Consider the following 23,667-nt stretch of genomic DNA (forward strand, 5'->3'; position numbering starts at 1 on the left):
TCGTAAGGGAGGCATTTTATATGCATTTACATTTTACTCCGCGTCAAATTGTGGAAAAATTAGATCAATACATTATCGGTCAAAAAGATGCGAAGAAAGCGGTTGCTGTAGCTTTAAGAAATCGATACCGCCGAAGTAAATTAGCTGAAAATCTACGTGATGAAATTGCACCTAAAAATATTTTAATGATTGGACCGACAGGTGTTGGTAAAACAGAGGTAGCACGACGAATGGCGAAACTCGTTGGAGCACCTTTTATTAAGGTTGAAGCTACGAAATTTACAGAAGTTGGATATGTAGGTAGAGATGTAGAATCGATGGTACGTGACCTTGTGGAAACGTCAGTTCGCATTGTGAAAGAAGAAATGGTAGTAAAAGTACAAGACAAAGCAGAAGAACAAGCGAACCAACGTCTTGTTGAAATTTTAGTACCGAGTCCGGAGAAGCAATCTGGATTTAAAAACCCATTAGAAATGCTATTTGGTGGCGCTCAAAATTCGAATCAAACAACAGATTCACAGGAAGATGTTGAAATCGAAAAGAAACGTCAAGATGTGGAAAGAAAGCTTGCTGCAGGACTTCTTGAAGATGAAATTGTATCGATTGAAGTGACTGAACAACAGTCTTCCATGTTCGATATGCTGCAAGGAACTGGCATGGAACAAATGGGGATGAATTTCCAAGATGCATTAGGAAGTTTTATGCCGAAAAAAACAAAAAAACGTAAACTTTCTGTAAAAGAAGCAAGAAAAGTCTTGACAAATGAGGAAGCACAGCGCTTAATTGATATGGATGAAGTTACACAAGAGGCTGTTTATCGTGCTGAACAGCTCGGGATTATTTTTATCGATGAAATTGACAAAATTGCTGGTAAGCAGTCGAATAGTGTAGATGTATCACGTGAAGGTGTGCAACGTGACATTTTACCAATTGTAGAAGGATCAAATGTTGCGACAAAATACGGATCAGTAAAAACGGATTATATTTTATTCGTTGCAGCTGGAGCGTTTCATATGTCTAAACCGTCAGATTTGATTCCGGAATTACAAGGGAGATTTCCGATTCGAGTAGAATTAACAAAATTATCGACGGATGATTTTGTTAAAATATTAATCGAGCCTGACAATGCGTTAATTAAACAATATATTGCTTTATTAGCGACTGAAGGTATAGAAATTGAATTTTCAGACGAAGCTATTCGTAAGATTGCTGAGATTGCTTATCAAGTTAATCAGGATACAGATAATATTGGAGCAAGAAGACTTCATACGATTATGGAGAAGCTCCTTGAAGATTTATCGTTTGAAGCATCTGAAATTACGTTAGAGAAAATAACGATAACGCCTCAATACGTTGAGGAAAAATTAGCAACGATTGCTAAAAATAAAGATGTGAGCCAGTTTATTTTGTAATAGTGTCATCAGGTGACTCGCCCTAGTTTCCAAGTGATGAAAAAATATGTGAGTAACATGTAGGAGGAACTTTTGAAATGGAATTATTAGCAAAAACAAGAAAATTAAATGCGTTATTACAGAGCGCAGCAGGAAAGCCTGTAAACTTTAGAGAAATGTCTGACACAATGTGTGAAGTAATCGAAGCGAACGTATTCGTAGTAAGCCGTCGTGGTAAATTACTAGGTTATGCAATTCACCAACAAATCGAGAATGAGCGTATGAAACAAATGCTTGCAGAGCGTCAATTCCCAGAAGAGTATACACAAAGCTTATTCAACATTACAGAAACATCTTCAAACTTAGATGTAAACAGTGCTTACACAGCATTCCCAGTAGAAAATAAAGAATTATTTGGTCAAGGCTTAACTACAATCGTACCGATCGTTGGTGGCGGTGAGCGTCTAGGTACATTAGTTTTAGCTCGTCTTGGTCAAGAGTTCTTAGATGATGATTTAATTCTTGCTGAGTACAGCTCAACTGTTGTAGGTATGGAAATTTTACGTGAAAAAGCAGAAGAAATTGAAGAAGAAGCGCGTAGCAAAGCTGTTGTTCAAATGGCGATCAGCTCATTATCTTACAGTGAGTTAGAAGCAATCGAGCACATCTTCGAAGAATTAAACGGAACAGAAGGTTTACTTGTTGCAAGTAAAATTGCTGACCGTGTAGGAATCACTCGTTCGGTAATCGTAAATGCACTTCGTAAATTAGAAAGTGCTGGTGTAATTGAGTCACGTTCTTTAGGTATGAAAGGAACATACATTAAAGTATTAAACGACAAATTCTTACATGAACTTGCTAAATTAAAAACAAACTAATTTATAAAACTCTTCTCATTTTTTGAGGAGAGTTTTTTTGTATAACAGATTGATGTTGTTCGTACATAGCGTCATAATCGCATTTTTTTGAAAAGCCATGAATTGCATTTCACTTTTTGCTTAAAAGAAATGCAGGTTGGTAATACTAGAATTCGAGTATGAACAAAGAAAGTTTTACATTGTTCGCATTTTCGACTTGATTGTAATATTTCAGTATGATATAGTAAGCAGTGGTGTCAGTACAAAGTACACACGTTTACTGATTTAAGTGTTGGTGCTACGTTTGTAGTTTCGCTTAGAGATGAAGTAAACGGAGGATATCAAAAACCATTTAGGAGGAACTATATTATGTCAGTAATTTCTATGAAGCAATTGCTTGAAGCTGGTGTTCATTTCGGACATCAAACTCGTCGTTGGAACCCAAAAATGAAGCGTTACATTTTCACAGAGCGTAACGGTATCTACATCATCGACTTACAAAAAACTGTGAAAAAAGTTGAGGAAGCTTTCAAAGTTATGCGTGACATCGCTGCTGAAGGCGGAGACATCTTATTCGTAGGTACTAAAAAACAAGCACAAGAAGCTATTAAAGAAGAAGCAACTCGTGCTGGTATGTACTTCGTTAACCAACGTTGGTTAGGTGGAACTTTAACTAACTTCCAAACAATCCAAAAGCGTATCAAGCGTCTTAAAGACATCGAAAGAATGCAAGAAGATGGTACTTTCGAAGTACTACCTAAGAAAGAAGTTGTTCAACTTAAAAAAGAGTTAGAGCGTCTTGAGAAATTCTTAGGCGGTATTAAAGATATGAAAGGTCTTCCAAGTGCATTATTCGTAGTAGACCCTCGTAAAGAGCGTATTGCAGTTGCTGAAGCACGCAAATTACACATTCCAATCATCGGTATCGTTGATACAAACTGTGATCCAGACGAAATCGATCACGTTATCCCAGCGAACGATGATGCAATTCGTGCTGTAAAACTTCTTACATCTAAAATGGCAGACGCGATCCTTGAAGCAAAACAAGGTGAAGAAACTGTTACTGCGTAACAAAGTTGGAAAGGTGATAAGGGGTTCGGCCTTTTATCACCTTTTTTAAGGTATAAACACCTTTATAAAAGGTATAAATACATATTTTAGGAGGATGAAAAGTATGGCAATCACTGCACAAATGGTAAAAGAATTACGTGAAAAAACTGGCGCAGGTATGATGGACTGCAAAAAAGCTTTAACAGAAACTAACGGCGACATGGAGAAGGCAATTGACTTCTTACGTGAAAAAGGTATCGCGAAAGCTGCTAAAAAAGCAGACCGCATCGCTGCTGAAGGTTTAACTTTCATCGAAACAAACGGTAACGACGGTTTAATCTTAGAATTAAACTCTGAAACTGATTTCGTTGCGAAAAACGAAGGTTTCCAAACATTAATTAAAGAATTAGCTGCTCACTTATTAGCTAAGAAACCTGCTAACGTTGAAGAAGCTATGGCTCAAACAATGGAAAACGGTAAAAAAGTTGAAGAGCACATCAACGAAGCAATCGCTAAAATTGGTGAAAAGCTTACACTTCGTCGTTTCGAAATCGTATCAAAAACTGATGCAGATGCATTCGGTGCTTACCTACACATGGGTGGACGCATTGGTGTTCTAACAGTTCTTGAAGGTTCTACTGATGAAGCGGCTGCTAAAGACGTAGCAATGCACATCGCTGCAGTTAACCCTAAATACATCGATCGTGATGCTGTAACAGCTGAAGAAGTTGAGCATGAGCGTCAAGTATTAACACAACAAGCATTAAACGAAGGCAAGCCTGAAAAAATCGTTGCAAAAATGGTTGAAGGCCGTCTAGGCAAATTCTTCGAAGAGATTTGCTTACTTGACCAAGCATTCGTTAAAAACCCTGATATGAAAGTTCGTCAATTCGTTGAGTCTAAAGGCGCAACATTAAAAGGATTCGTTCGCTACGCTGTTGGTGAAGGTATCGAAAAACGCGAAGACAACTTTGCTGAAGAAGTAATGAACCAAGTAAAAGGTAGTAACTAATACAGATTAGGGAACACATTGTGTTCCCTTTTTTAAAATAAAGATGTAAGCAATTGGAGGTTCATTATGAGTAAACCGAAATATAATCGTGTCGTTTTAAAGCTGAGTGGAGAAGCTTTAGCTGGCGAGCAAGGATTTGGAATCAACCCAGCTGTTATTAAGTCAGTTGCGGAACAAGTGAAAGAAATTGCAGAACTAGATGTAGAGGTTGCTGTTGTTGTTGGCGGCGGTAACATTTGGCGTGGAAAAATTGGAAGTGAGATGGGCATGGATCGTGCAGGAGCGGATTACATGGGCATGTTAGCGACAGTTATGAATTCATTAGCTCTTCAAGATAGCTTGGAGAACATCGGAATTCAAACTCGCGTACAAACTTCAATTGAAATGCGTCAAGTGGCAGAGCCTTACATTCGTCGTAAAGCAGTTCGTCACTTAGAGAAAAAACGTGTTGTTATCTTCGCAGCAGGTACTGGTAACCCATACTTCTCTACAGATACAACGGCAGCATTACGTGCGGCGGAAATTGAAGCTGACGTAATTTTAATGGCGAAAAACAATGTGGATGGCGTATATAATGCAGATCCATCTATTGACCCAACAGCTACGAAATACGAAACACTTACTTACTTAGATGTATTAAAAGAAGGTTTAGGTGTAATGGATTCTACAGCTTCTTCTCTATGTATGGATAATGATATTCCATTAATTGTATTCTCAGTTATGGAAAAAGGGAATATTAAACGTGCCGTGTTAGGCGAAAATATCGGAACAGTTGTAAGGGGGAAATAAATATGGGACAACAAGTATTGAAGTCTGCAAATGAAAAAATGGAAAAAGCGGTTGCTGCTTATTCACGCGAATTAGCAACAGTTCGCGCTGGTCGTGCAAACGCGTCTGTATTAGATAAAGTACAAGTTGATTACTATGGTGCACCAACACCAGTTGTGCAATTAGCGAACATTACAGTTCCAGAAGCACGTTTACTTGTAATTCAACCGTATGATAAAACTTCTATCGGTGATATCGAAAAAGCAATTTTAAAAGCAGATTTAGGCTTAAACCCTTCTAATGATGGAACTGTAATTCGTATTGCATTCCCTGCATTAACAGAAGAGCGTCGTCGTGATCTTGTAAAAGTTGTGAAAAAATATGCTGAAGAAGCAAAAGTTGCTGTTCGTAACGTACGTCGTGACGGTAACGATGATCTTAAGAAGCTTGAAAAAGCTGGCGAGATTACAGAAGACGATTTAAGAGGATATACTGAAGATATCCAAAAAGAAACAGATAAATATATTGCAAAAGTTGACGAAATCGCAAAAAACAAAGAAAAAGAAATCATGGAAGTGTAATAGCGATACTTTCGCAAATATGACCCTCTTCTTAAGGGGGTCTTTTTACACTTTTAGGCATACGTCTGCTTGTTGGAGGGTATGAATGATGTTTAAAAACTTTCCTTTTTTTAAAGGTAAAAAGGACACATCGTTTGATCATCTCGTTGAAGAAGTGAAAAAAGGATACATCCCAGAACATATTGCCATCATTATGGATGGTAATGGAAGGTGGGCAAAGAGGAGAGCGATGCCTCGTATTGCGGGACATCATGAAGGCATGCAAGTTGTAAAGAAAATCACAAAATTTGCAAGCAAACTTAATGTGAAAGTATTAACTCTTTATGCTTTTTCAACTGAGAACTGGAAAAGACCGAAAAAGGAAGTTGATTATTTAATGAAGCTTCCAGAAGAATTTTTAGGTACATTTTTACCAGAATTGATTGAAGAGAACGTACAAGTCCGTGTAATAGGGCAACAAGATCGTCTTCCTACGCATACACGCAGAGCGATGGAGAAGGCCATGGAAGAGACGAAAGAGAATACGGGATTAATTCTGAATTTCGCGTTAAACTATGGAAGTCGAGATGAAATCGTTTCTGCTGTGCAACATATGATGAAAGATCGTGAGGAAGGAAAAGTTCGTGTTGAAGATGTAAGCGAAGAAATGCTTTCTTCCTACTTAATGACGAGTTCTTTACCTGACCCAGAGTTGTTAATCCGTACGAGCGGAGAGCTACGTATTAGTAATTTCATGTTATGGCAAATTGCATATTCGGAATTTTGGTTTACAGATGTGTATTGGCCAGATTTTACCGAGGAACATTTGCTAAATGCGATTACAGACTTTCAGCATAGAGGGCGCAGATTCGGAGGCGTGTAGAAAGAGAGGGTTTGGTAGTGAAACAGAGAATTATTACTGGAGTGGTTGCTGCCGCGCTATTCATTCCCATCGTAATTTACGGTGGCGTGCCTTTTACGGTTTTAGTGTATGCACTTGCTTCTATAGGTTTATATGAATTAATTCGTATGAATAAGCTTACGCTTATTTCAGTACCAACAGTTTTAGCTGCAGTATTATTATGGATTATTTTAGTTCCAAGTAGTGCATCAGAACTGTTTACTTGGATTGGATTAGGTAAATTAGAAATCACATTTGTGATTGTTCTATTACTTTTATCATATACAGTCCTTTCTAAGAATACATTTACTTTTGACAATGCTTCATTTTTACTAATGGCAACAACATATGTTGCAATGGGATTCTTATATTTGAATGAAACGAGAATTTTAGGAATTAAATATGTGTTTTGCGCATTATTTGTTATATGGGCTACTGATTCAGGCGCATATTTTGTAGGAAAAGCATTAGGAAAAAGAAAGTTATGGCCAGAAATTAGTCCAAATAAAACGATTGAAGGTTCATTAGGCGGCATCGTTTGTGGAATTATTGTAGCGCTTGTTTACAACATGTTTTTCCCAGTGGAATCGAATGTAGTAATTTTAATTGTGCTGACAATTATCATTTCTATTTTTGGACAAATTGGTGATTTAGTACAATCTGCATTTAAACGTCATTATGGCGTAAAAGATTCAGGTACAATTTTACCTGGACATGGTGGTATATTAGATCGAACAGATAGTTGGTTATTCGTTTTACCAATTCTCTACTTCTTATTACAATACAATTAATAAATGAACGAGGGGTTGGAGTCATGAAAAACATTAGTTTATTAGGTGCAAGCGGATCAATTGGTACACAAACTTTAGATGTATTACGCTCGCACCCAGACCAATTCCGTCTCGTTGCTTTTTCTGTAGGGAAAAATATTGACTACGCAGTAAAAGTCATTCAAGAATTTTCTCCGCAAATTGTCTCTGTGCAAAGAGAGGAAGATGTTTTAAAATTACAAGCTGTCTCTGGTAATACAAAAATTGTATATGGTAGTGAAGGACTTTTAGAAGTAGCATTACATCCAGATGCGGAGATCGTAGTAAATGCTGTTGTAGGTAGCGTAGGGTTGTTACCAACACTTCGTGCAATTGAGGCGAAAAAAACAATTGGAATTGCAAACAAAGAAACGTTAGTAACTGCAGGGCATCTTGTAATGGAAGCAGCGCGAAAACATAATGTTTCGTTACTTCCAGTAGACAGTGAACATTCAGCTATTTTTCAATGCTTGAATGGTGAAAATGAAAAAAGAATTTCTCGACTAATTATAACGGCTTCTGGTGGAAGTTTCCGTGATAAAACGAGAGATGAATTGCATCATGTGACCGTAGAAGATGCGCTTCGACATCCAAACTGGTCAATGGGTTCGAAAATTACAATTGATTCTGCTACAATGATGAATAAGGGGCTAGAAGTAATTGAAGCACATTGGCTTTTTGGTATCCCTTACGAGCAAATCGATGTTGTTTTACATAAAGAAAGTATTATTCATTCTATGGTTGAATTTGAAGATCGTAGTGTGATGGCACAGCTTGGCTCACCTGATATGCGAGTACCAATTCAATACGCACTTACATATCCTGATCGATTGCCTCTTTCAGACACAAAGCAGTTAAATTTATGGGAAATGGGTACATTGCATTTTGAGAAAATGAACCAAGAACGTTTCCGTTGCTTGCGCTTTGCGTATGAAGCTGGAAAAACAGGTGGAAGTATGCCGGCTGTAATGAATGCAGCGAATGAAGTAGCTGTTGAAGCTTTTTTACAAAAGAGAATTGGTTTCTTAACAGTGGAAGACCTCATTGAAAAAGCAATGAACCATCACAATGTCATTGCACGTCCGAGCTTAGAGGAAATTCTGGAAATTGATGCAACCACAAGACGGTTTGTGATGGAACAAATTTAGCAAAGGTGGTATGGAATTGAATACAGCGATTGCCTTTATATTAATTTTCGGTGCACTCGTATTTTTCCATGAGCTAGGGCATCTATATTTCGCAAAAAGAGCAGGTATTTTATGCCGTGAGTTTGCGATTGGTTTTGGTCCGAAAATATTCTCATTTGAAAAGAATGAAACGGTGTATACGATTCGATTATTGCCCCTTGGTGGCTATGTAAGAATGGCTGGCGAGGATGCAGATACAGTTGAGTTAAAGCCTGGGAAAAAGGTTGGCCTTGTATTAAACGAAAAAGACGAAGTTGTAAAATTAGTTTTTGATGGATATGAAAAGTATCCAAATGTTCGCGTGATTGAAGTGGAACAAGCTGATTTAGAGCATAATTTAACAATTTCGGGTTATGAAGAGTACGAGGAAGAGCTTCAAACATTCCGAGTGAATGAAAAGGCTCGTATTATTACTGCCGGTGAAGAAATTCAAATTGCTCCGTATAATAGACAGTTTGGCTCTAAGAAATTAGGTCAACGTGCTTTAACGATCTTTGCGGGTCCTGCAATGAACTTCATTTTAGCGTTTGTTATTTTTGTGATTCTTGGATTTGTACAAGGTGTTCCTGTTGACAAACCAATGGTCGGAAAAGTGATGGAGAATAGTGCGGCAGAGCAAGCTGGATTAAAAGAAAATGATACAATTCAAGCTATTGATGGGAAAAACACAAGTACATGGAAAGATGTTGTTACCATTGTACGTGAAAATCCGAATAAAGAAATTACGTTACAAGTAAAGCGTGATAGTGAACAGTTTAATGTGAAAGTAACGCCAACGCTTGATAAAGAAGGTAAAGAAGAAGTTGGTAGAATCGGTGTTTACTCTCCTGTAGAAAAAACAGTGATGGGTTCTATTAAATCAGGTTTTGAACAAACATACCAATGGACGAAACTAATTTTTGAGTCTCTTGTGAAATTAGTAACCGGCCAATTCTCTATTAATGAGTTGTCAGGTCCAGTAGGAATTTATAATCTAACAGATCAAGTTGTAGATTATGGATTTACGCGTGTATTAAGTTTAGCAGCCGTTTTAAGTATTAACCTTGGTTTATTTAACCTACTACCAGTTCCTGCTTTAGACGGTGGACGTTTGTTCTTCTTCTTAATTGAAGCGTTACGCGGGAAACCAATTGACCGTCAAAAAGAAGGAATGGTTCACTTTATTGGTTTTGCATTATTAATGTTACTTATGTTAGTAGTAACTTGGAATGACATTCGTAAGTTTTTCTTGTAAAATAAAGTGAAACTTATAATGAAATAGAGCTCGTAGAATAAAATCCCTCACCTAACTCGAGGTGAGGGGTTTTCCTGCGTATAAGAGTAAAATGAAGAGGTGCGAATAAATGAAACAAAGTATGGTATTTAGTCCTACATTACGTGAAGTTCCAGCTGATGCTGAAATTAAGAGTCATCAGTTATTACTTCGTGCAGGTTTTATGCGTCAAAATGCTTCTGGTATTTATAGCTTTTTACCATTTGGATTAAAAGTGCTACACAAAGTAGAACGAATCGTTCGAGAAGAAATGGAGCGCGCAGGTGCTGTAGAATTATTAATGCCAGCGATGCAAGCTGCAGAATTATGGCAAGAGTCAGGTCGTTGGTATTCTTACGGATCTGAATTAATGCGTATGAAAGATCGTAACGCTCGTGAATTTGCATTAGGAGCGACACATGAAGAAGTAATTACGGATCTTGTACGTGATGAAGTGAAATCATATAAAAAATTACCGTTAACATTATATCAAATTCAAACAAAATTCCGTGATGAACAAAGACCTCGTTTCGGTTTATTACGTGGAAGAGAGTTTCTAATGAAAGATGCATACTCTTTCCATGCTACACAAGAGAGCTTAGATGAAGTGTACGATCGCTTATACAAAGCATACTCTAACATTTTCGCTCGTTGTGGCTTGAATTTCCGTGCGGTTATTGCTGATTCAGGAGCAATGGGCGGAAAAGATACACATGAATTTATGGTATTATCTGATGTTGGTGAAGATACAATTGCATACTCGGATACATCTGATTATGCAGCGAACATCGAAATGGCTCCTGTTGTAGCTACGTATACGAAGAGTGACGAAGCAGAAAAAGCGCTTGAAAAAGTAGCAACACCAGACCAAAAAGCAATTGAAGAAGTATCTGCCTTCTTAAACATAGAAGCTGAAAAGTGCATTAAGTCTATGGTATTTAAAGTAGATGAGAAATTAGTAGTTGTACTTGTTCGTGGTGATCATGAAGTAAACGATGTAAAAGTGAAAAATGTATACGGTGCTTCCGTTGTTGAGCTTGCCTCTCATGAAGAAGTAAAAGAATTATTAAATTGTGAAGTTGGTTCATTAGGTCCAATTGGTGTAACAGGTGATATTGAAATTATTGCTGATCACGCTGTAGCATCAATTGTCAACGGATGTTCAGGAGCGAACGAAGAAGGGTTCCATTATGTAAATGTAAATCCAGAACGTGACTTTAAAGTAAGTCAATATACGGATTTACGATTCATTCAAGAAGGAGACCAATCTCCAGACGGAAACGGAACAATTCTTTTCGCACGCGGAATTGAAGTTGGTCATGTATTTAAATTAGGAACTCGTTATAGTGAAGCAATGAACGCAACATTCCTAGATGAAAACGGAAAAACACAACCACTTATTATGGGTTGTTACGGCATTGGTGTGTCTCGTACAGTGGCAGCAATTGCAGAGCAGTTTAATGATGAGAACGGTTTAGTTTGGCCAAAAGCTGTGGCGCCGTTCCATGTGCATGTAATTCCAGTAAATATGAAATCTGATGCACAACGTGAAATGGGTGAAAACATCTATAACTCATTACAAGAGCAAGGATATGAAGTATTACTAGATGATCGTGCAGAACGTGCAGGCGTTAAATTTGCTGATGCTGATTTATTCGGCCTTCCAGTTCGCGTGACAGTTGGTAAAAAAGCAGACGAAGGTATTGTAGAAGTGAAAGTACGTGCTACAGGTGAGTCTGAAGAAGTGAAAGTAGAAGAGCTTCAAACATATATTGCTAATATTTTAAAATAAGAAGAGGTACCTCGTAACGAGGTACCTTCTCTTTCTTTGTCAACGTATTTTGTAAAAGAAGAAGGGAGAAATCTTTCTTTGTAGTACGTTTCAATTTATAATAGCAAATGGAAGGAGAGTGCTTATGTCTTTAACAAATGAACAACAAGAGCGATTTCAAATTTTGCTCCAGCAGTTGCAAATACCAGAAGACCTTATAAATCAATATTTACAAGGCGGTGGCATTGAAAAGCTAGTTATTGATAAAGCGAATAAAAGTTGGCATTTTGATTTACAAGTACCGCGTATTTTGCCTACAGAATTATATGAATTGCTAGAAACAAAGCTTAAGCAATCATTTTCTCATATTGCAAGAACAACATTTGCATTAGAAACAGAGAACAAACAATTTACTGAAGAAGAAGTGAGGGCGTATTGGCCACTTTGTACAGAACGAATTACATTTTCACCTATGTTTGCTTATTTAAAGAAGCAGCTTCCGCAGGTCAATGGAGTGAAGTTACTTATAAATGTGAATAATGAGCTGGAATCTACTGCTTTAAAGAAAAACGTTGCGAAACCAGTAGGGGATCAATACGAGGCTTTTGGATTCCCGCGTTTCCAGTTAGACACACATATACAGCAAAATACAGAAGAAATGCAAAAGTTTCGTGAGCAAACGCAGCAAGAAGACCGCGAGCGTGTTATACAAGCTATGGAAGAAATGGCGAAGAAGCAAGCTGAAGAAAGCAGCGTTGTGCATGAAGGGCCGATCACACTCGGGTATCTTATTAAGCCAGATGAAGAGATTACACCAATGCGAGAAATTCAAGATGAAGAAAGAAGAAAAACAGTTCAAGGATATGTCTTCCATGTGGAAACGAAAGAGCTTCGTAGTGGACGTACGTTATTAACTTTAAAAATAACGGATTATACAGATTCGATTATGATCAAAATGTTCTCACGTGATAAAGAAGATATTCCAATGCTACAATCCTTGAAAAAAGGAATGTGGGTGAAGGCTCGTGGTTCTGTTCAAAATGATACATTTGTTCGAGATTTAGTAATGATTGCAAATGATATTAATGAAATAACAGGACCGTCTCGTAAAGATAAAGCCCCAGAAGGCGAAAAACGAGTAGAGCTCCATCTTCACACGCCAATGAGTCAAATGGATGCTGTTACTCCAGTTTCTAAGCTTGTTGCTCAAGCAGGTAAATGGGGGCATGAGGCTATTGCCATTACAGACCACGCTGTTGCACAGTCATTCCCAGAAGCATATTCAGCTGGGAAAAAAGCCGGAATTAAAGTTATATATGGTGTGGAAGCAAACTTAGTGAATGACGGTGTACCAATAGCGTATAACGAAGCGCATCGTTTACTTGCAGAGGAAACGTATGTTGTTTTCGACGTTGAGACGACAGGTTTATCAGCTGTATATGATACAGTTATTGAGTTAGCTGCTGTAAAAGTAAAAGGCGGCGAAATTATTGACCGCTTTGAATCTTTTGCAAATCCGCATCAACCATTATCGGCAACGATCATTGAATTAACAGGTATTACAGATGATATGTTAACCGACGCACCAGAAGTGGACGAAGTGTTTAAAAAGTTTGAGGAATGGATGGGTGACCATACACTTGTTGCTCATAACGCAAGCTTCGATATGGGCTTTATTAACGTAGGATTTAAAAAAGCTGGTTTAGAAAAAACAAAAAATCCAGTAATAGATACGTTAGAGCTTGCACGATTCTTATTCCCAGAAATGAAAAATCACCGTTTAAATACGTTGTGTAAAAAGATGGATATCGAATTAACGCAACATCACCGTGCAATTTATGATACAGAAGCAACGGGATATTTACTTGTAAAAATGTTAAAAGAGGTAATTGAAAAAGGTTTTGAATATCACGATCAATTAAACGATAGTATGGGACAAGGGGATGCATATAAACGCGGGCGTCCAAGTCATATGACATTACTTGCTACATCGGATGTTGGATTGAAAAATTTATATAAACTTGTTTCATATTCTCATTTAAATTACTTTTACCGTGTACCACGAGTACCAAGATCACTATTAAAAAAGTATCGTGAAGGTATTTTAGTAGGAACGGCTTGTGATAAAGGTGAAGTGTTTGAGGCGATGATGCAAAAAGCTCCTGAAGAGGTAGAAGAAATTGCGCAGTTCTACGATTACATTGAAGTAATGCCACCAGAAGTGTTACGTCATTTAGTAGAGCGTGAACTCGTTCGAGATGAGGGACAATTAAAAACAATCATTTCTAACTTAGTAAAACTAGGTGAGACGTTAGATAAACCAGTTGTTGCTACCGGAAACGTACATTATTTAGATCCAGAAGATGCAATGTATCGTAAAATTTTAGTAAGTTCACAGGGTGGAGCGAATCCGTTAAACCGACATTCATTACCACCTGTACATTTCCGTACAACGGATGAAATGTTAGAGTGTTTCTCATTTTTAGGTGAAGACGTAGCGAAAGAAATTGTCGTAACGAATACACAAAAGATTGCATCATTAATTGGTGATGTTCATCCAGTAAAAGATGATCTATATACACCGAAAATTGAAGGTGCAGATGATGAAACGCGTGATATGAGTTATAAAATGGCGCGTAGCATTTATGGTGAAGAGTTACCTGAAATAGTAGAAGCCCGTTTAGAAAAAGAATTAAAAAGTATTATTGGTCATGGATTCGCCGTAATCTATTTAATTTCACATAAACTTGTGAAAAAATCATTAGTAGACGGATATCTAGTAGGTTCGCGTGGATCGGTAGGTTCATCATTCGTTGCAACGATGATGGAAATTACAGAAGTAAACCCATTACCACCACATTATGTATGTCCGAAGTGTAAGCAATCAGAATTCTTTAATGATGGTTCTGTAGGGTCTGGTTTCGACTTACCGGATAAAGAATGTCCTACATGTAATGTTCCATACGTAAAAGATGGACATGATATTCCGTTCGAAACGTTCCTTGGATTTAAAGGAGATAAGGTACCCGATATCGATTTGAATTTCTCCGGGGAATACCAACCACGTGCCCATAACTATACGAAAGTACTGTTCGGTGAAGATTATGTATATCGTGCAGGAACGATTGGTACAGTTGCGGAAAAAACTGCTTATGGATATGTAAAAGGTTATGCAAATGATCATAACTTAACGATTCGAAATGCAGAAATTGATCGCTTAGTAGCAGGATGTACCGGTGTAAAACGTACAACAGGACAGCATCCAGGTGGTATTATCGTTGTGCCAGATTACATGGACATTTTTGATTTCTCACCGATACAGTATCCGGCAGATTCAATAGGGGCTGAGTGGAGAACGACACACTTTGACTTCCACTCGATTCATGATAATTTATTGAAACTTGATATACTAGGACACGATGATCCGACAGTTATTCGTATGTTACAAGATTTAAGTGGTATTGATCCGAAAACAATCCCAACGGACGATCCAGAAGTAATGAAAATTTTCTCAGGGCCAGAATCGTTAGGCGTAACGGAAGAACAAATTAACTGTAAAACAGGTACACTTGGTATACCAGAGTTTGGTACGAAATTCGTAAGACAGATGTTAGAAGAGACGAAACCGACGACATTCTCAGAGTTAGTCCAAATTTCTGGATTATCACATGGTACGGACGTATGGCTAGGTAATGCAAACGAATTAATTTATAACGGTACATGTACGCTGAGTGAAGTTATCGGTTGTCGTGATGACATCATGGTATATTTAATCTATCAAGGTTTAGACCCATCATTAGCCTTCAAAATCATGGAGTCAGTACGTAAAGGTAAAGGTGTACCAGAAGAATGGGAAGAGGACATGAAAAATAATAATGTACCAGGTTGGTATATTGATTCATGTAAGAAGATTAAGTACATGTTCCCTAAAGCCCATGCGGCTGCATACGTACTTATGGCCGTGCGTATTGCATACTTTAAAGTACATTTCGCGCTTCTATTCTATGCGGCATACTTTACGGTTCGTGCAGATGACTTTGACGTAGAAGCGATGGCGAAAGGTTCAGCATCTATACGTGCAAGAATTGATGAAATTGCGCAAAAAGGTTTAGATGCATCGCCGAAAGAGAAGAGTTTATTAACGGTACTAGAAATGACACTTGAAATGTGTGAGCGTGGATACTCATTCCAAAAGGTTGATTTGTATCGTTCACATGCAACAGACTTTATTATTGATGGAGACTCATTAATTCCTCCATTTAATGCGGTACCTGGTCTTGGTACGAACGCAGCTTTAAGTATTGTGGAAGCTCGTAAAAATGGAGAATTCTTATCAAAGGAAGACTTGCAGCAGCGTAGTAAGGTTTCGAAAACAATTATTGAGTACTTAGATAGTCAAGGTTGTTTAGGTGATTTGCCGGATCAAAACCAGTTATCACTGTTCTAATAGGTAGGAAAAGTCTTTGCAAATCAACATTTGCTATGGTATACTATTAACCGAGATAACCATGTCATGTATATTGTGTGAAAAAAAGAGTGGGGAAACCCACTCTTTCGTGTTACTATCTACATTTTATTGATGTGGAGAGGTAAGAAATTTCTGTCGTATATACATATTTTGTTACAAGTTTTACTTCTTAAATTTGGTAATACTAAGACAGATATTCCCTGCTTAACGGCAGGGGCTTTTGTTAGCTAACGAGAAAGAATAAGATAGACCGTTCTATGGGCGGGGTCTTTTCTTGTAAATGGTACATGGCGGCAGGAAGGAGGCTGTTTATGGATAAGAAAGTCACAGAAGTTGTAGAAGCATTTGCGCAGCCAATCGTTGAAGAGTTAAATCTTGAACTTGTAGATGTAGAGTATGTGAAAGAAGGACAAGACTGGTTCTTACGCGTATTCATCGATTCTGAAAAGGGAGTCGACATTGAAGAATGCGGTGCGGTGAGTGAACGTTTAAGCGAAGCTTTAGATAAAGAGGATCCAATTCCTCATCTTTACTTTTTGGATGTGTCATCTCCTGGAGCAGAACGCCCATTAAAGAAAGAGAAAGACTTCCAGCAAGCGGTAGGAAAACAAGTGGCAATTAAAACATATGAGCCGATTGATGGTGAAAAGATGTTTGAAGGAAAAATGCTTTCCTACGATGGTACTACAATTACACTATTATTAACAATTAAAACACGTAAAAAAGAAATCCAAATTCCAATGGACAAAGTTGCAAATGCGCGACTTGCTGTTACGTTTTAGTTAGAAGGGGGATCTTCATGAGCACTGAGTTGTTAGATGCCTTGCTCGTATTAGAGTCAGAAAAAGGAATTAGTAAAGATATTATTATTGATGCGATTGAAGCAGCGTTAATCTCTGCTTATAAACGCAATTTTAACCAAGCACAAAACGTTCGTGTGAGCTTTAACCCACAAGTGGGAACAATCCAAGTTTTAGCACGTAAAGACGTTGTTGATAATGTGTTTGATCCACGTCTTGAAATTTCTGTTGAAGAAGCAAGACAAATTAATCCAAACTATCAAGATGGTGACGTACTAGAAATTGAGGTAACGCCAAAAGATTTCGGTCGTATTGCAGCACAAACTGCAAAACAAGTTGTAACACAACGAGTGCGTGAAGCAGAGCGTGGTGTTATTTACTCTGAGTTTAGTGATCGTGAAGAAGATATCATGGTTGGTATCGTACAACGTCAAGATGCTCGTTTCATCTATGTAAGCTTAGGGAAAGTAGAAGCTTTATTACCTGTAAGTGAGCAAATGCCGAACGAACAGTACAAACCACATGATCGTATTCGCGTATTCATTACGAAAGTAGAAAAAACAACAAAAGGACCACAAATTTACGTATCACGTACACATCCTGGTCTTTTAAAACGTTTATTCGAAATGGAAGTTCCTGAAATTTATGATGGAACGGTTGAAATTCGTTCTGTAGCACGTGAAGCAGGAGATCGTTCTAAAATCTCTGTACATGCAGAGAACATTGATGTGGATCCAGTAGGTTCTTGTGTAGGACCGAAAGGACAACGTGTACAACGCATTGTAGACGAACTAAAAGGTGAAAAGATTGACATCGTTCGCTGGTCAAATGATCCAGTAGAATATGTTGCCAATGCTTTAAGCCCATCACAAGTTGTTAAAGTGCTTGTAGATGAAGAAGAAAAAGCAACAACTGTTGTTGTTCCAGACCACCAACTGTCATTAGCTATCGGTAAACGTGGACAAAATGCACGTCTTGCAGCTAAATTAACAGGTTGGAAAATTGATATTAAGAGTGAGTCTGATGCGAAACAACTTGGAATTGTAACAGAAGAAGATAGCGTAGTCGCATTCGGATTCGATTCAGTTGAAGACGAAATCGAGTAGAGGTGATGAGTATGAGCAATCGAAAAGTTCCGTTACGAAAATGTGTTGCAACGCAAGAAATGAAATCAAAACGAGAGCTCGTTCGCATTGTTCGTTCCAAAGAGGGAGAAGTGTCTATTGATTTAACTGGAAAGAAATCAGGACGAGGTGCTTATTTATCAAAAGATAAAGAAAGCATTCTTCAAGCTCAAAAGAAAAATGTTTTGGAACATCATCTAAAAGCGAAAATCGACAGTTCTCTTTATGAAGAACTTCTTGAGCTTGTTGAGAAGGAGTCGAAATAAGTGTCCGATTGGAAATCGTTTTTAGGACTAGCAAACCGGGCTCGAAAAATTATTTCGGGTGAAGAACTCGTTTTAAAGGAAGTACGAAGTGGCAAAGCAAAACTTGTGTTGCTATCTGAAGATGCGTCAGTAAATACTACAAAGCGTATTACGGATAAAGCGACGTACTACAACGTACCAATGAGAAAGGTCGAAAATCGACAACAATTAGGGCATGCGATTGGGAGAGATGAGCGAGTCGTTGTAGCTGTGTTAGATGAAGGCTTTGCGAAAAAGCTGCGTAGCATGCTCGATACAAATTACCGGGGGTGAAGGTATGAGTAAAATTCGAGTGCATGAATATGCGAAAAAACATAATATCTCAAGTAAAGATCTTATGACAAAACTAAAAGAAATGAATATCGAGGTTTCGAATCATATGACAATGTTAGACGATGAAGTAGTAAACAAATTAGATAATGAGTATCAAACTGAAAAACCTTCTGTTGCAGATGAGTTTGAAGTAGAAGAAAAAGTTGTTCGTAGTAAAAAGAACAGCAATAAGAAAAAGAAAAAAGGCAAAGGAAACGAAGATAAGCGTCAAGAGAACTTTGCTGGAAGACAACAAACACAAACTGTAGAAACACCAGATAAAATTACTTTCTCTGGAAGTCTTACAGTAGGTGATCTTGCTAAGAAATTAAGTAAAGAGCCATCTGAAATTATTAAAAAGCTCTTCATGCTTGGAATTATGGCAACAATTAACCAAGACTTAGATAAAGATACAATTGAGTTAATTGCTAACGACTACGGTATTGAAGTAGAAGAAGAAGTAATTGTAAGCGAAACTGAGTTTGAAACATTCATCGATGAGCAAGATGATGAAGAGAACTTAAAAGAGCGTCCAGCTGTAGTTACAATCATGGGACACGTTGACCATGGTAAAACAACATTGCTTGACTCTATCCGTAACTCTAAAGTAACTGCTGGTGAAGCGGGTGGAATTACTCAGCATATTGGTGCATACCAAGTTGAAGTAAATGACAAGAAAATTACATTCTTAGATACACCTGGTCACGCGGCGTTTACAACGATGCGTGCTCGCGGTGCACAAGTAACGGATATTACAATCCTTGTTGTTGCAGCTGATGACGGTGTTATGCCACAAACAGTTGAAGCAATTAACCATGCGAAAGCAGCAGGAGTACCAATTATTGTAGCTGTGAATAAAATGGATAAACCAGCTGCGAACCCTGATCGCGTAATGCAAGAACTAACAGAATATGAATTAGTTCCAGAAGCATGGGGCGGAGACACAATTTTCGTACCAATTTCTGCGATTCAAGGCGAAGGAATTGACAATTTACTAGAAATGATTCTTCTTGTAAGTGAAGTAGAAGAGTATAAAGCAAATCCAAACCGCTATGCAACTGGTACTGTAATTGAAGCCCAACTTGATAAAGGTAAAGGAACTATCGCGACATTACTTGTTCAAAACGGTACGCTTCGAGTAGGAGATCCAATCGTTGTTGGAACTACATTCGGTCGTGTTCGTGCAATGGTAAGTGATATTGGTCGTCGTGTAAAAGTTGCTGGTCCATCAACTCCTGTTGAAATTACAGGTTTAAACGAAGTACCACAAGCAGGAGATCGTTTCATGGCATTCGCTGATGAGAAGAAAGCTCGTCAAATCGGTGAATCACGTGCACAAGAAGCGCTACTTGCTCAACGTGGTGAGAAATCTAAATTAAGCCTTGAAGATTTATTCCAACAAATCCAAGAGGGCGATGTAAAAGAAATTAACTTAATTGTGAAAGCGGACGTACAAGGTTCTGTAGAAGCAATGGCAGCATCACTTCGTAAAATTGATGTTGAAGGTGTTAAAGTTAAAATTATCCATACAGGCGTAGGTGCGATTACAGAATCTGATATCATTTTAGCTTCTGCATCTAATGCGATTGTAATTGGATTTAACGTACGCCCAGATGTAAATGCGAAGCGTACAGCTGAATTAGAGAACGTTGATATTCGTTTACACCGCATTATTTATAAAGTAATCGAAGAGATCGAAGCAGCGATGCAAGGTATGCTAGATCCAGAATTTGAAGAAAAAGTAATCGGTCAAGCAGAAGTACGTCAAACGTTTAAAGTAACAAAAGTTGGAACAATCGCAGGTTGTTACGTAACAGATGGTAAAATTACACGTGATAGCGGCGTGCGTATTATCCGTGATGGTGTGGTAATCTATGAAGGTCAACTTGATACGTTAAAACGTTTCAAAGACGACGTAAAAGAAGTTGCTCAAAACTATGAGTGTGGTATTACAATTGAGAAATACAACGATCTTAAAGAAGGGGACATCATTGAAGCGTACATTATGGAAGAAGTGAAGCGATGATTATCGCTTCTCTCTCATTCGAGTGTATGATCTACGATGTGCATTCTTTAAAAGAGAAACGAGCAATTTTGCAACGGGTGTTAACTCGTGTGAAACAGCGTTATAACGTAGCTGTTTCAGAAGTAGGGCATCAAGATGTATGGCAACGTACAGAAATTGCGATTGTTTCCGTATCCTCAAATCGTGTTATTTGTGAAAAAGAAATGAATCGTGTACTTGAGTATATCGATTCATTTCCTGAAATTGAACGTACGATAACACAATTGGAATGGTATTGAATGAGGTGAAGAGTTATGAAATTACGTGCAAACCGTGTAGGCGAGCAAATGAAAAAAGAATTAGGCGACATCATCAGTCGTAAAATTAAAGATCCACGTGTCGGATTTGTTACTGTAACAGATGTACAAGTGAGTGGAGATTTACAAATTGCTACAGTATATATTTCTGTTTTAGGTGATGAAGAACAGAAAGAAAGTACATTAAAAGGTTTAGCGAAGGCAAAAGGCTTCATTCGTTCAGAAATTGGCCAACGTATTCGTCTTCGTAAAACGCCTGAAATTTCCTTTGAATTTGATGAATCTATCGGATATGGTCATCGAATTGATACACTTTTACATGAAATTAATAAAGAAGGTAAACGTGAAGAATAATGGATAGACATTTGTCTATCCATTTTTTCAATGTAAAATAAGTTTTAGGTAATGATTATGAAAGAATTACGATGAGGTGAACATATATGGAAGGTGTAGTATTATTACATAAGCCAAAAGGCATGACATCACACGATTGTGTATTTAAATTAAGAAAGATATTGCGTGAAAAACGAATTGGTCATACAGGAACATTAGATCCAGATGTAACAGGAGTATTGCCTATTTGTGTTGGACGAGCAACGAAGATTGCACAATTTTTAACAAGTGAAACGAAAACATATGAAGGTGAAGTAACATTAGGGTTTTCAACAACAACTGAAGATGCTTCAGGTGAAGTTGTGGAAACGAAACATGTAGATCGTGTTATTACTCGTAAAGAAGTGGAAGAGGTTCTTGCCGCATTAACAGGTACGATTGAGCAAATGCCTCCGATGTTTTCGGCTGTAAAAGTTAACGGGAAAAAATTATATGAATATGCAAGAGCAGGACAAGAGGTTGAACGTCCAGTTCGTACAATTACAATTCATGAATTTGTATTACTGGATGAACGTGAAGTGTTTGAAGGAGAAAATATTTCATTCCGTTTCCGTGTAACGTGTAGTAAAGGCACATATGTAAGAACATTAGCGGTAATGATTGGTGAAAAACTTGGTTTTCCATCACATATGTCTCACCTTGTAAGAACGGCTTCAGGTGAATTTGTATTAGAAGATTGCATATCATTTGAAGAAATTGAAGAAAACGTGCAAAATGGAACAGTAGAGTCTATCTTCATTTCAATTGATGAAGCGTTAAGTAAGTTCCCGAAAATGGTTGTAGATGAAAAGCAAGCAGAAAAAATAAAAAATGGTATGTTCTTAAAAAATGAATTGCAAATAACGGCGCCATTTATAACAGTGTTTGATAAAAACGATCGTTGCCTTGCAATTTATGAGCACCATCCAAAACACCCTGGTATGCTAAAGCCGATGAAAGTACTTGTGAATAATCAAGAACTAAAGCTATAATGAATTATTGGAAGGATTATTACAGAAAAAGGTGAATTCAAGCGTGAAACTTATTCATTTAACTCATCCACATGAACAAAATAAATTAGAATTACCACCTACTGTAATGGCATTAGGATTTTTTGATGGCATTCATTTAGGACATCAATGTGTGATTCGAACTGCGAAACAAATAGCGGATGAACGAGGATATAAAAGTGCAGTGATGACATTTTATCCGCATCCATCTGTTGTTTTAGGTAAAAAGGAAGCGCATGCGGAGTATATTACACCAATGTGTGATAAAGAAAAAATAGTCGAGAGTTTAGGAATCGATATATTATATGTTGTTAAATTCGATGAATCATTTGCAGGCTTATTGCCACAACAATTTGTAGATGATTATATTATTGGTTTAAATGTAAAACATGTAGTAGCAGGATTTGATTATTCATATGGACGTTTAGGAAAAGGAAAGATGGAGACTTTACCATTTCATGCAAGAGGGGAGTTTACACAGACTGTGATTGAAAAAGTTGAATTTCAAGAAGAGAAAGTAAGTTCTACGGCATTACGAAAGTTAATTCGAAATGGCGAAATGGAGCAAATTCCATCTGTTTTAGGTAGAGCATATACAGTAGGAGGAACGGTTGTACACGGTGATAAACGTGGACGTCAAATTGGTTTCCCAACAGCTAATGTAGGTTTAAGTGATGAGTATCTATTACCACCTGTAGGTGTTTATGCAGTGAGATTAAAAGTTCACGATGAATGGTACGATGGTGTATGTAATATTGGATATAAACCAACCTTTAAAGAAGATGAGCGCCAACTATCTATTGAAGTGCACTTATTTGAATTTAACAAAGACATATATGATCAAAATGTTACAGTAGAGTGGCATATGCGTATAAGAGAAGAGAAGAAATTCAATGGCATCGATGAGTTAGTTGAACAAATCGCTAAAGATAAGAAAACAGCACAAGAATATTTTACGAACGAAAAGAATATACTTGCTTTTTCAAATGAAAAGTAGTATTCTATGTTATGTACTTTATGACAACCATTGCTTGGCATTGCGACTCACCGACGCTTGCTAGGTAATCGGGGGTTTAATTAATAGGAGGTGAAATAGGATGGCTTTAACACAAGAGCGTAAAAATGAAATCATTGCACAATTTAGAACTCATGAGACTGATACTGGTTCTCCAGAGGTTCAAATTGCTGTCCTAACGGAGCAAATTAACACTCTAAACGAGCACTTACGTACTCACAAGAAAGATCATCATTCACGTCGTGGTCTATTAAAGATGGTTGGTAAACGTCGTAACTTACTAACTTACCTTCGTAATAGCGATATCACACGTTACCGTGAATTAATCACAAAGCTTGGCTTACGTCGATAGTCAAAGAAGCGGGAATATTCCCGCTTTTT

Annotated in this window: 22 protein-coding genes; all 22 read left to right on the forward strand. The window is 37.6% G+C overall.

Translation table 11 applies throughout. The features are described 5' to 3' along the window. Positions 1 to 20: 20 nt before the first annotated feature. The 22 genes from hslU (at position 21) to rpsO (ending at position 23,638) form a co-directional block, all read left to right on the forward strand. Positions 21 to 1,412: an ATP-dependent protease ATPase subunit HslU gene (hslU, locus tag PDK19_RS04540; RefSeq protein ID WP_000550081.1), complete on the forward strand. Its 1,392-nt coding sequence runs from the start codon at positions 21 to 23 to the stop codon at positions 1,410 to 1,412. Positions 1,413 to 1,489: 77 nt separating this feature from the next. Continuing rightward, positions 1,490 to 2,269, forward strand: a complete 780-nt coding sequence (gene codY, locus PDK19_RS04545; RefSeq protein ID WP_000421288.1) for a GTP-sensing pleiotropic transcriptional regulator CodY — start codon at positions 1,490 to 1,492, stop codon at positions 2,267 to 2,269. Between the two features lie 348 nt (positions 2,270 to 2,617). Further along, positions 2,618 to 3,319, forward strand: a complete 702-nt coding sequence (gene rpsB / locus PDK19_RS04550) for a 30S ribosomal protein S2 (RefSeq protein ID WP_000111483.1) — start codon at positions 2,618 to 2,620, stop codon at positions 3,317 to 3,319. A gap of 103 nt (positions 3,320 to 3,422) precedes the next feature. After that, complete coding sequence (gene tsf / locus PDK19_RS04555) at positions 3,423 to 4,310, forward strand: translation elongation factor Ts (RefSeq protein ID WP_001018580.1); 888 nt, start codon at positions 3,423 to 3,425, stop codon at positions 4,308 to 4,310. A 66-nt stretch (positions 4,311 to 4,376) separates the two neighbouring features. Next, positions 4,377 to 5,099, forward strand: coding sequence for a UMP kinase (pyrH, locus tag PDK19_RS04560; protein ID WP_000042663.1), 723 nt, complete (start codon positions 4,377 to 4,379; stop codon positions 5,097 to 5,099). 2 nt (positions 5,100 to 5,101) lie between these two features. Continuing rightward, positions 5,102 to 5,659 carry a ribosome recycling factor gene (gene frr, locus PDK19_RS04565; RefSeq protein ID WP_000531500.1) on the forward strand — a complete coding sequence of 186 codons (558 nt, stop codon included), beginning with the start codon at positions 5,102 to 5,104 and terminating at the stop codon, positions 5,657 to 5,659. 85 nt (positions 5,660 to 5,744) lie between these two features. Beyond that, entirely contained in the window at positions 5,745 to 6,521 is a 777-nt protein-coding gene (uppS, locus tag PDK19_RS04570; RefSeq protein ID WP_000971300.1) for an isoprenyl transferase, read from the forward strand. 17 nt (positions 6,522 to 6,538) lie between these two features. Beyond that, complete coding sequence (gene cdsA, locus PDK19_RS04575) at positions 6,539 to 7,330, forward strand: phosphatidate cytidylyltransferase (RefSeq protein WP_000813586.1); 792 nt, start codon at positions 6,539 to 6,541, stop codon at positions 7,328 to 7,330. A 23-nt stretch (positions 7,331 to 7,353) separates the two neighbouring features. Then, on the forward strand, positions 7,354 to 8,496 hold the full coding sequence (dxr, locus tag PDK19_RS04580) for a 1-deoxy-D-xylulose-5-phosphate reductoisomerase (RefSeq protein ID WP_000790363.1): 1,143 nt from the start codon (positions 7,354 to 7,356) through the stop codon (positions 8,494 to 8,496). 16 nt (positions 8,497 to 8,512) lie between these two features. Next, on the forward strand, positions 8,513 to 9,769 hold the full coding sequence (gene rseP / locus PDK19_RS04585) for an RIP metalloprotease RseP (RefSeq protein ID WP_001090246.1): 1,257 nt from the start codon (positions 8,513 to 8,515) through the stop codon (positions 9,767 to 9,769). Positions 9,770 to 9,878: 109 nt separating this feature from the next. Continuing rightward, entirely contained in the window at positions 9,879 to 11,579 is a 1,701-nt protein-coding gene (locus tag PDK19_RS04590) for a proline--tRNA ligase (RefSeq protein WP_000814305.1), read from the forward strand. A 124-nt stretch (positions 11,580 to 11,703) separates the two neighbouring features. Then, entirely contained in the window at positions 11,704 to 16,005 is a 4,302-nt protein-coding gene (locus tag PDK19_RS04595) for a PolC-type DNA polymerase III (RefSeq protein WP_049113048.1), read from the forward strand. A 332-nt stretch (positions 16,006 to 16,337) separates the two neighbouring features. Then, positions 16,338 to 16,808 carry a ribosome maturation factor RimP gene (gene rimP / locus PDK19_RS04600; protein ID WP_000359097.1) on the forward strand — a complete coding sequence of 157 codons (471 nt, stop codon included), beginning with the start codon at positions 16,338 to 16,340 and terminating at the stop codon, positions 16,806 to 16,808. A gap of 17 nt (positions 16,809 to 16,825) precedes the next feature. After that, a complete protein-coding gene (gene nusA / locus PDK19_RS04605) occupies positions 16,826 to 17,932 on the forward strand; it encodes a transcription termination factor NusA (RefSeq protein ID WP_000102609.1) in 1,107 nt (368 codons plus the stop codon). A gap of 11 nt (positions 17,933 to 17,943) precedes the next feature. After that, positions 17,944 to 18,216 (forward strand): RNase P modulator RnpM, encoded by a 273-nt coding sequence (rnpM, locus tag PDK19_RS04610; RefSeq protein WP_000071128.1) that lies wholly within the window; start codon positions 17,944 to 17,946, stop codon positions 18,214 to 18,216. Then, positions 18,217 to 18,528, forward strand: coding sequence for a YlxQ family RNA-binding protein (locus tag PDK19_RS04615; RefSeq protein WP_074567378.1), 312 nt, complete (start codon positions 18,217 to 18,219; stop codon positions 18,526 to 18,528). It abuts the gene before it with no gap. Between the two features lie 4 nt (positions 18,529 to 18,532). Beyond that, positions 18,533 to 20,593 carry a translation initiation factor IF-2 gene (gene infB / locus PDK19_RS04620; RefSeq protein WP_000036345.1) on the forward strand — a complete coding sequence of 687 codons (2,061 nt, stop codon included), beginning with the start codon at positions 18,533 to 18,535 and terminating at the stop codon, positions 20,591 to 20,593. Continuing rightward, positions 20,590 to 20,871 carry a DUF503 domain-containing protein gene (locus PDK19_RS04625; protein ID WP_000582364.1) on the forward strand — a complete coding sequence of 94 codons (282 nt, stop codon included), beginning with the start codon at positions 20,590 to 20,592 and terminating at the stop codon, positions 20,869 to 20,871. The genes infB and PDK19_RS04625 overlap by 4 nt, the downstream gene beginning before the upstream one ends. Before the next feature lie 15 nt (positions 20,872 to 20,886). Then, complete coding sequence (gene rbfA / locus PDK19_RS04630; RefSeq protein ID WP_000776443.1) at positions 20,887 to 21,243, forward strand: 30S ribosome-binding factor RbfA; 357 nt, start codon at positions 20,887 to 20,889, stop codon at positions 21,241 to 21,243. An 86-nt stretch (positions 21,244 to 21,329) separates the two neighbouring features. Then, positions 21,330 to 22,253 (forward strand): tRNA pseudouridine(55) synthase TruB, encoded by a 924-nt coding sequence (gene truB, locus PDK19_RS04635; protein ID WP_000399343.1) that lies wholly within the window; start codon positions 21,330 to 21,332, stop codon positions 22,251 to 22,253. A 43-nt stretch (positions 22,254 to 22,296) separates the two neighbouring features. Next, entirely contained in the window at positions 22,297 to 23,268 is a 972-nt protein-coding gene (gene ribF, locus PDK19_RS04640; protein WP_270706651.1) for a bifunctional riboflavin kinase/FAD synthetase, read from the forward strand. A 100-nt stretch (positions 23,269 to 23,368) separates the two neighbouring features. Continuing rightward, positions 23,369 to 23,638, forward strand: coding sequence for a 30S ribosomal protein S15 (gene rpsO / locus PDK19_RS04645; RefSeq protein ID WP_001229392.1), 270 nt, complete (start codon positions 23,369 to 23,371; stop codon positions 23,636 to 23,638). Positions 23,639 to 23,667: the final 29 nt, after the last annotated feature.

This window comes from Bacillus cereus group sp. BcHK124, assembly GCF_027712065.1.
GTDB classification, from domain to species: domain Bacteria; phylum Bacillota; class Bacilli; order Bacillales; family Bacillaceae_G; genus Bacillus_A; species Bacillus_A pacificus.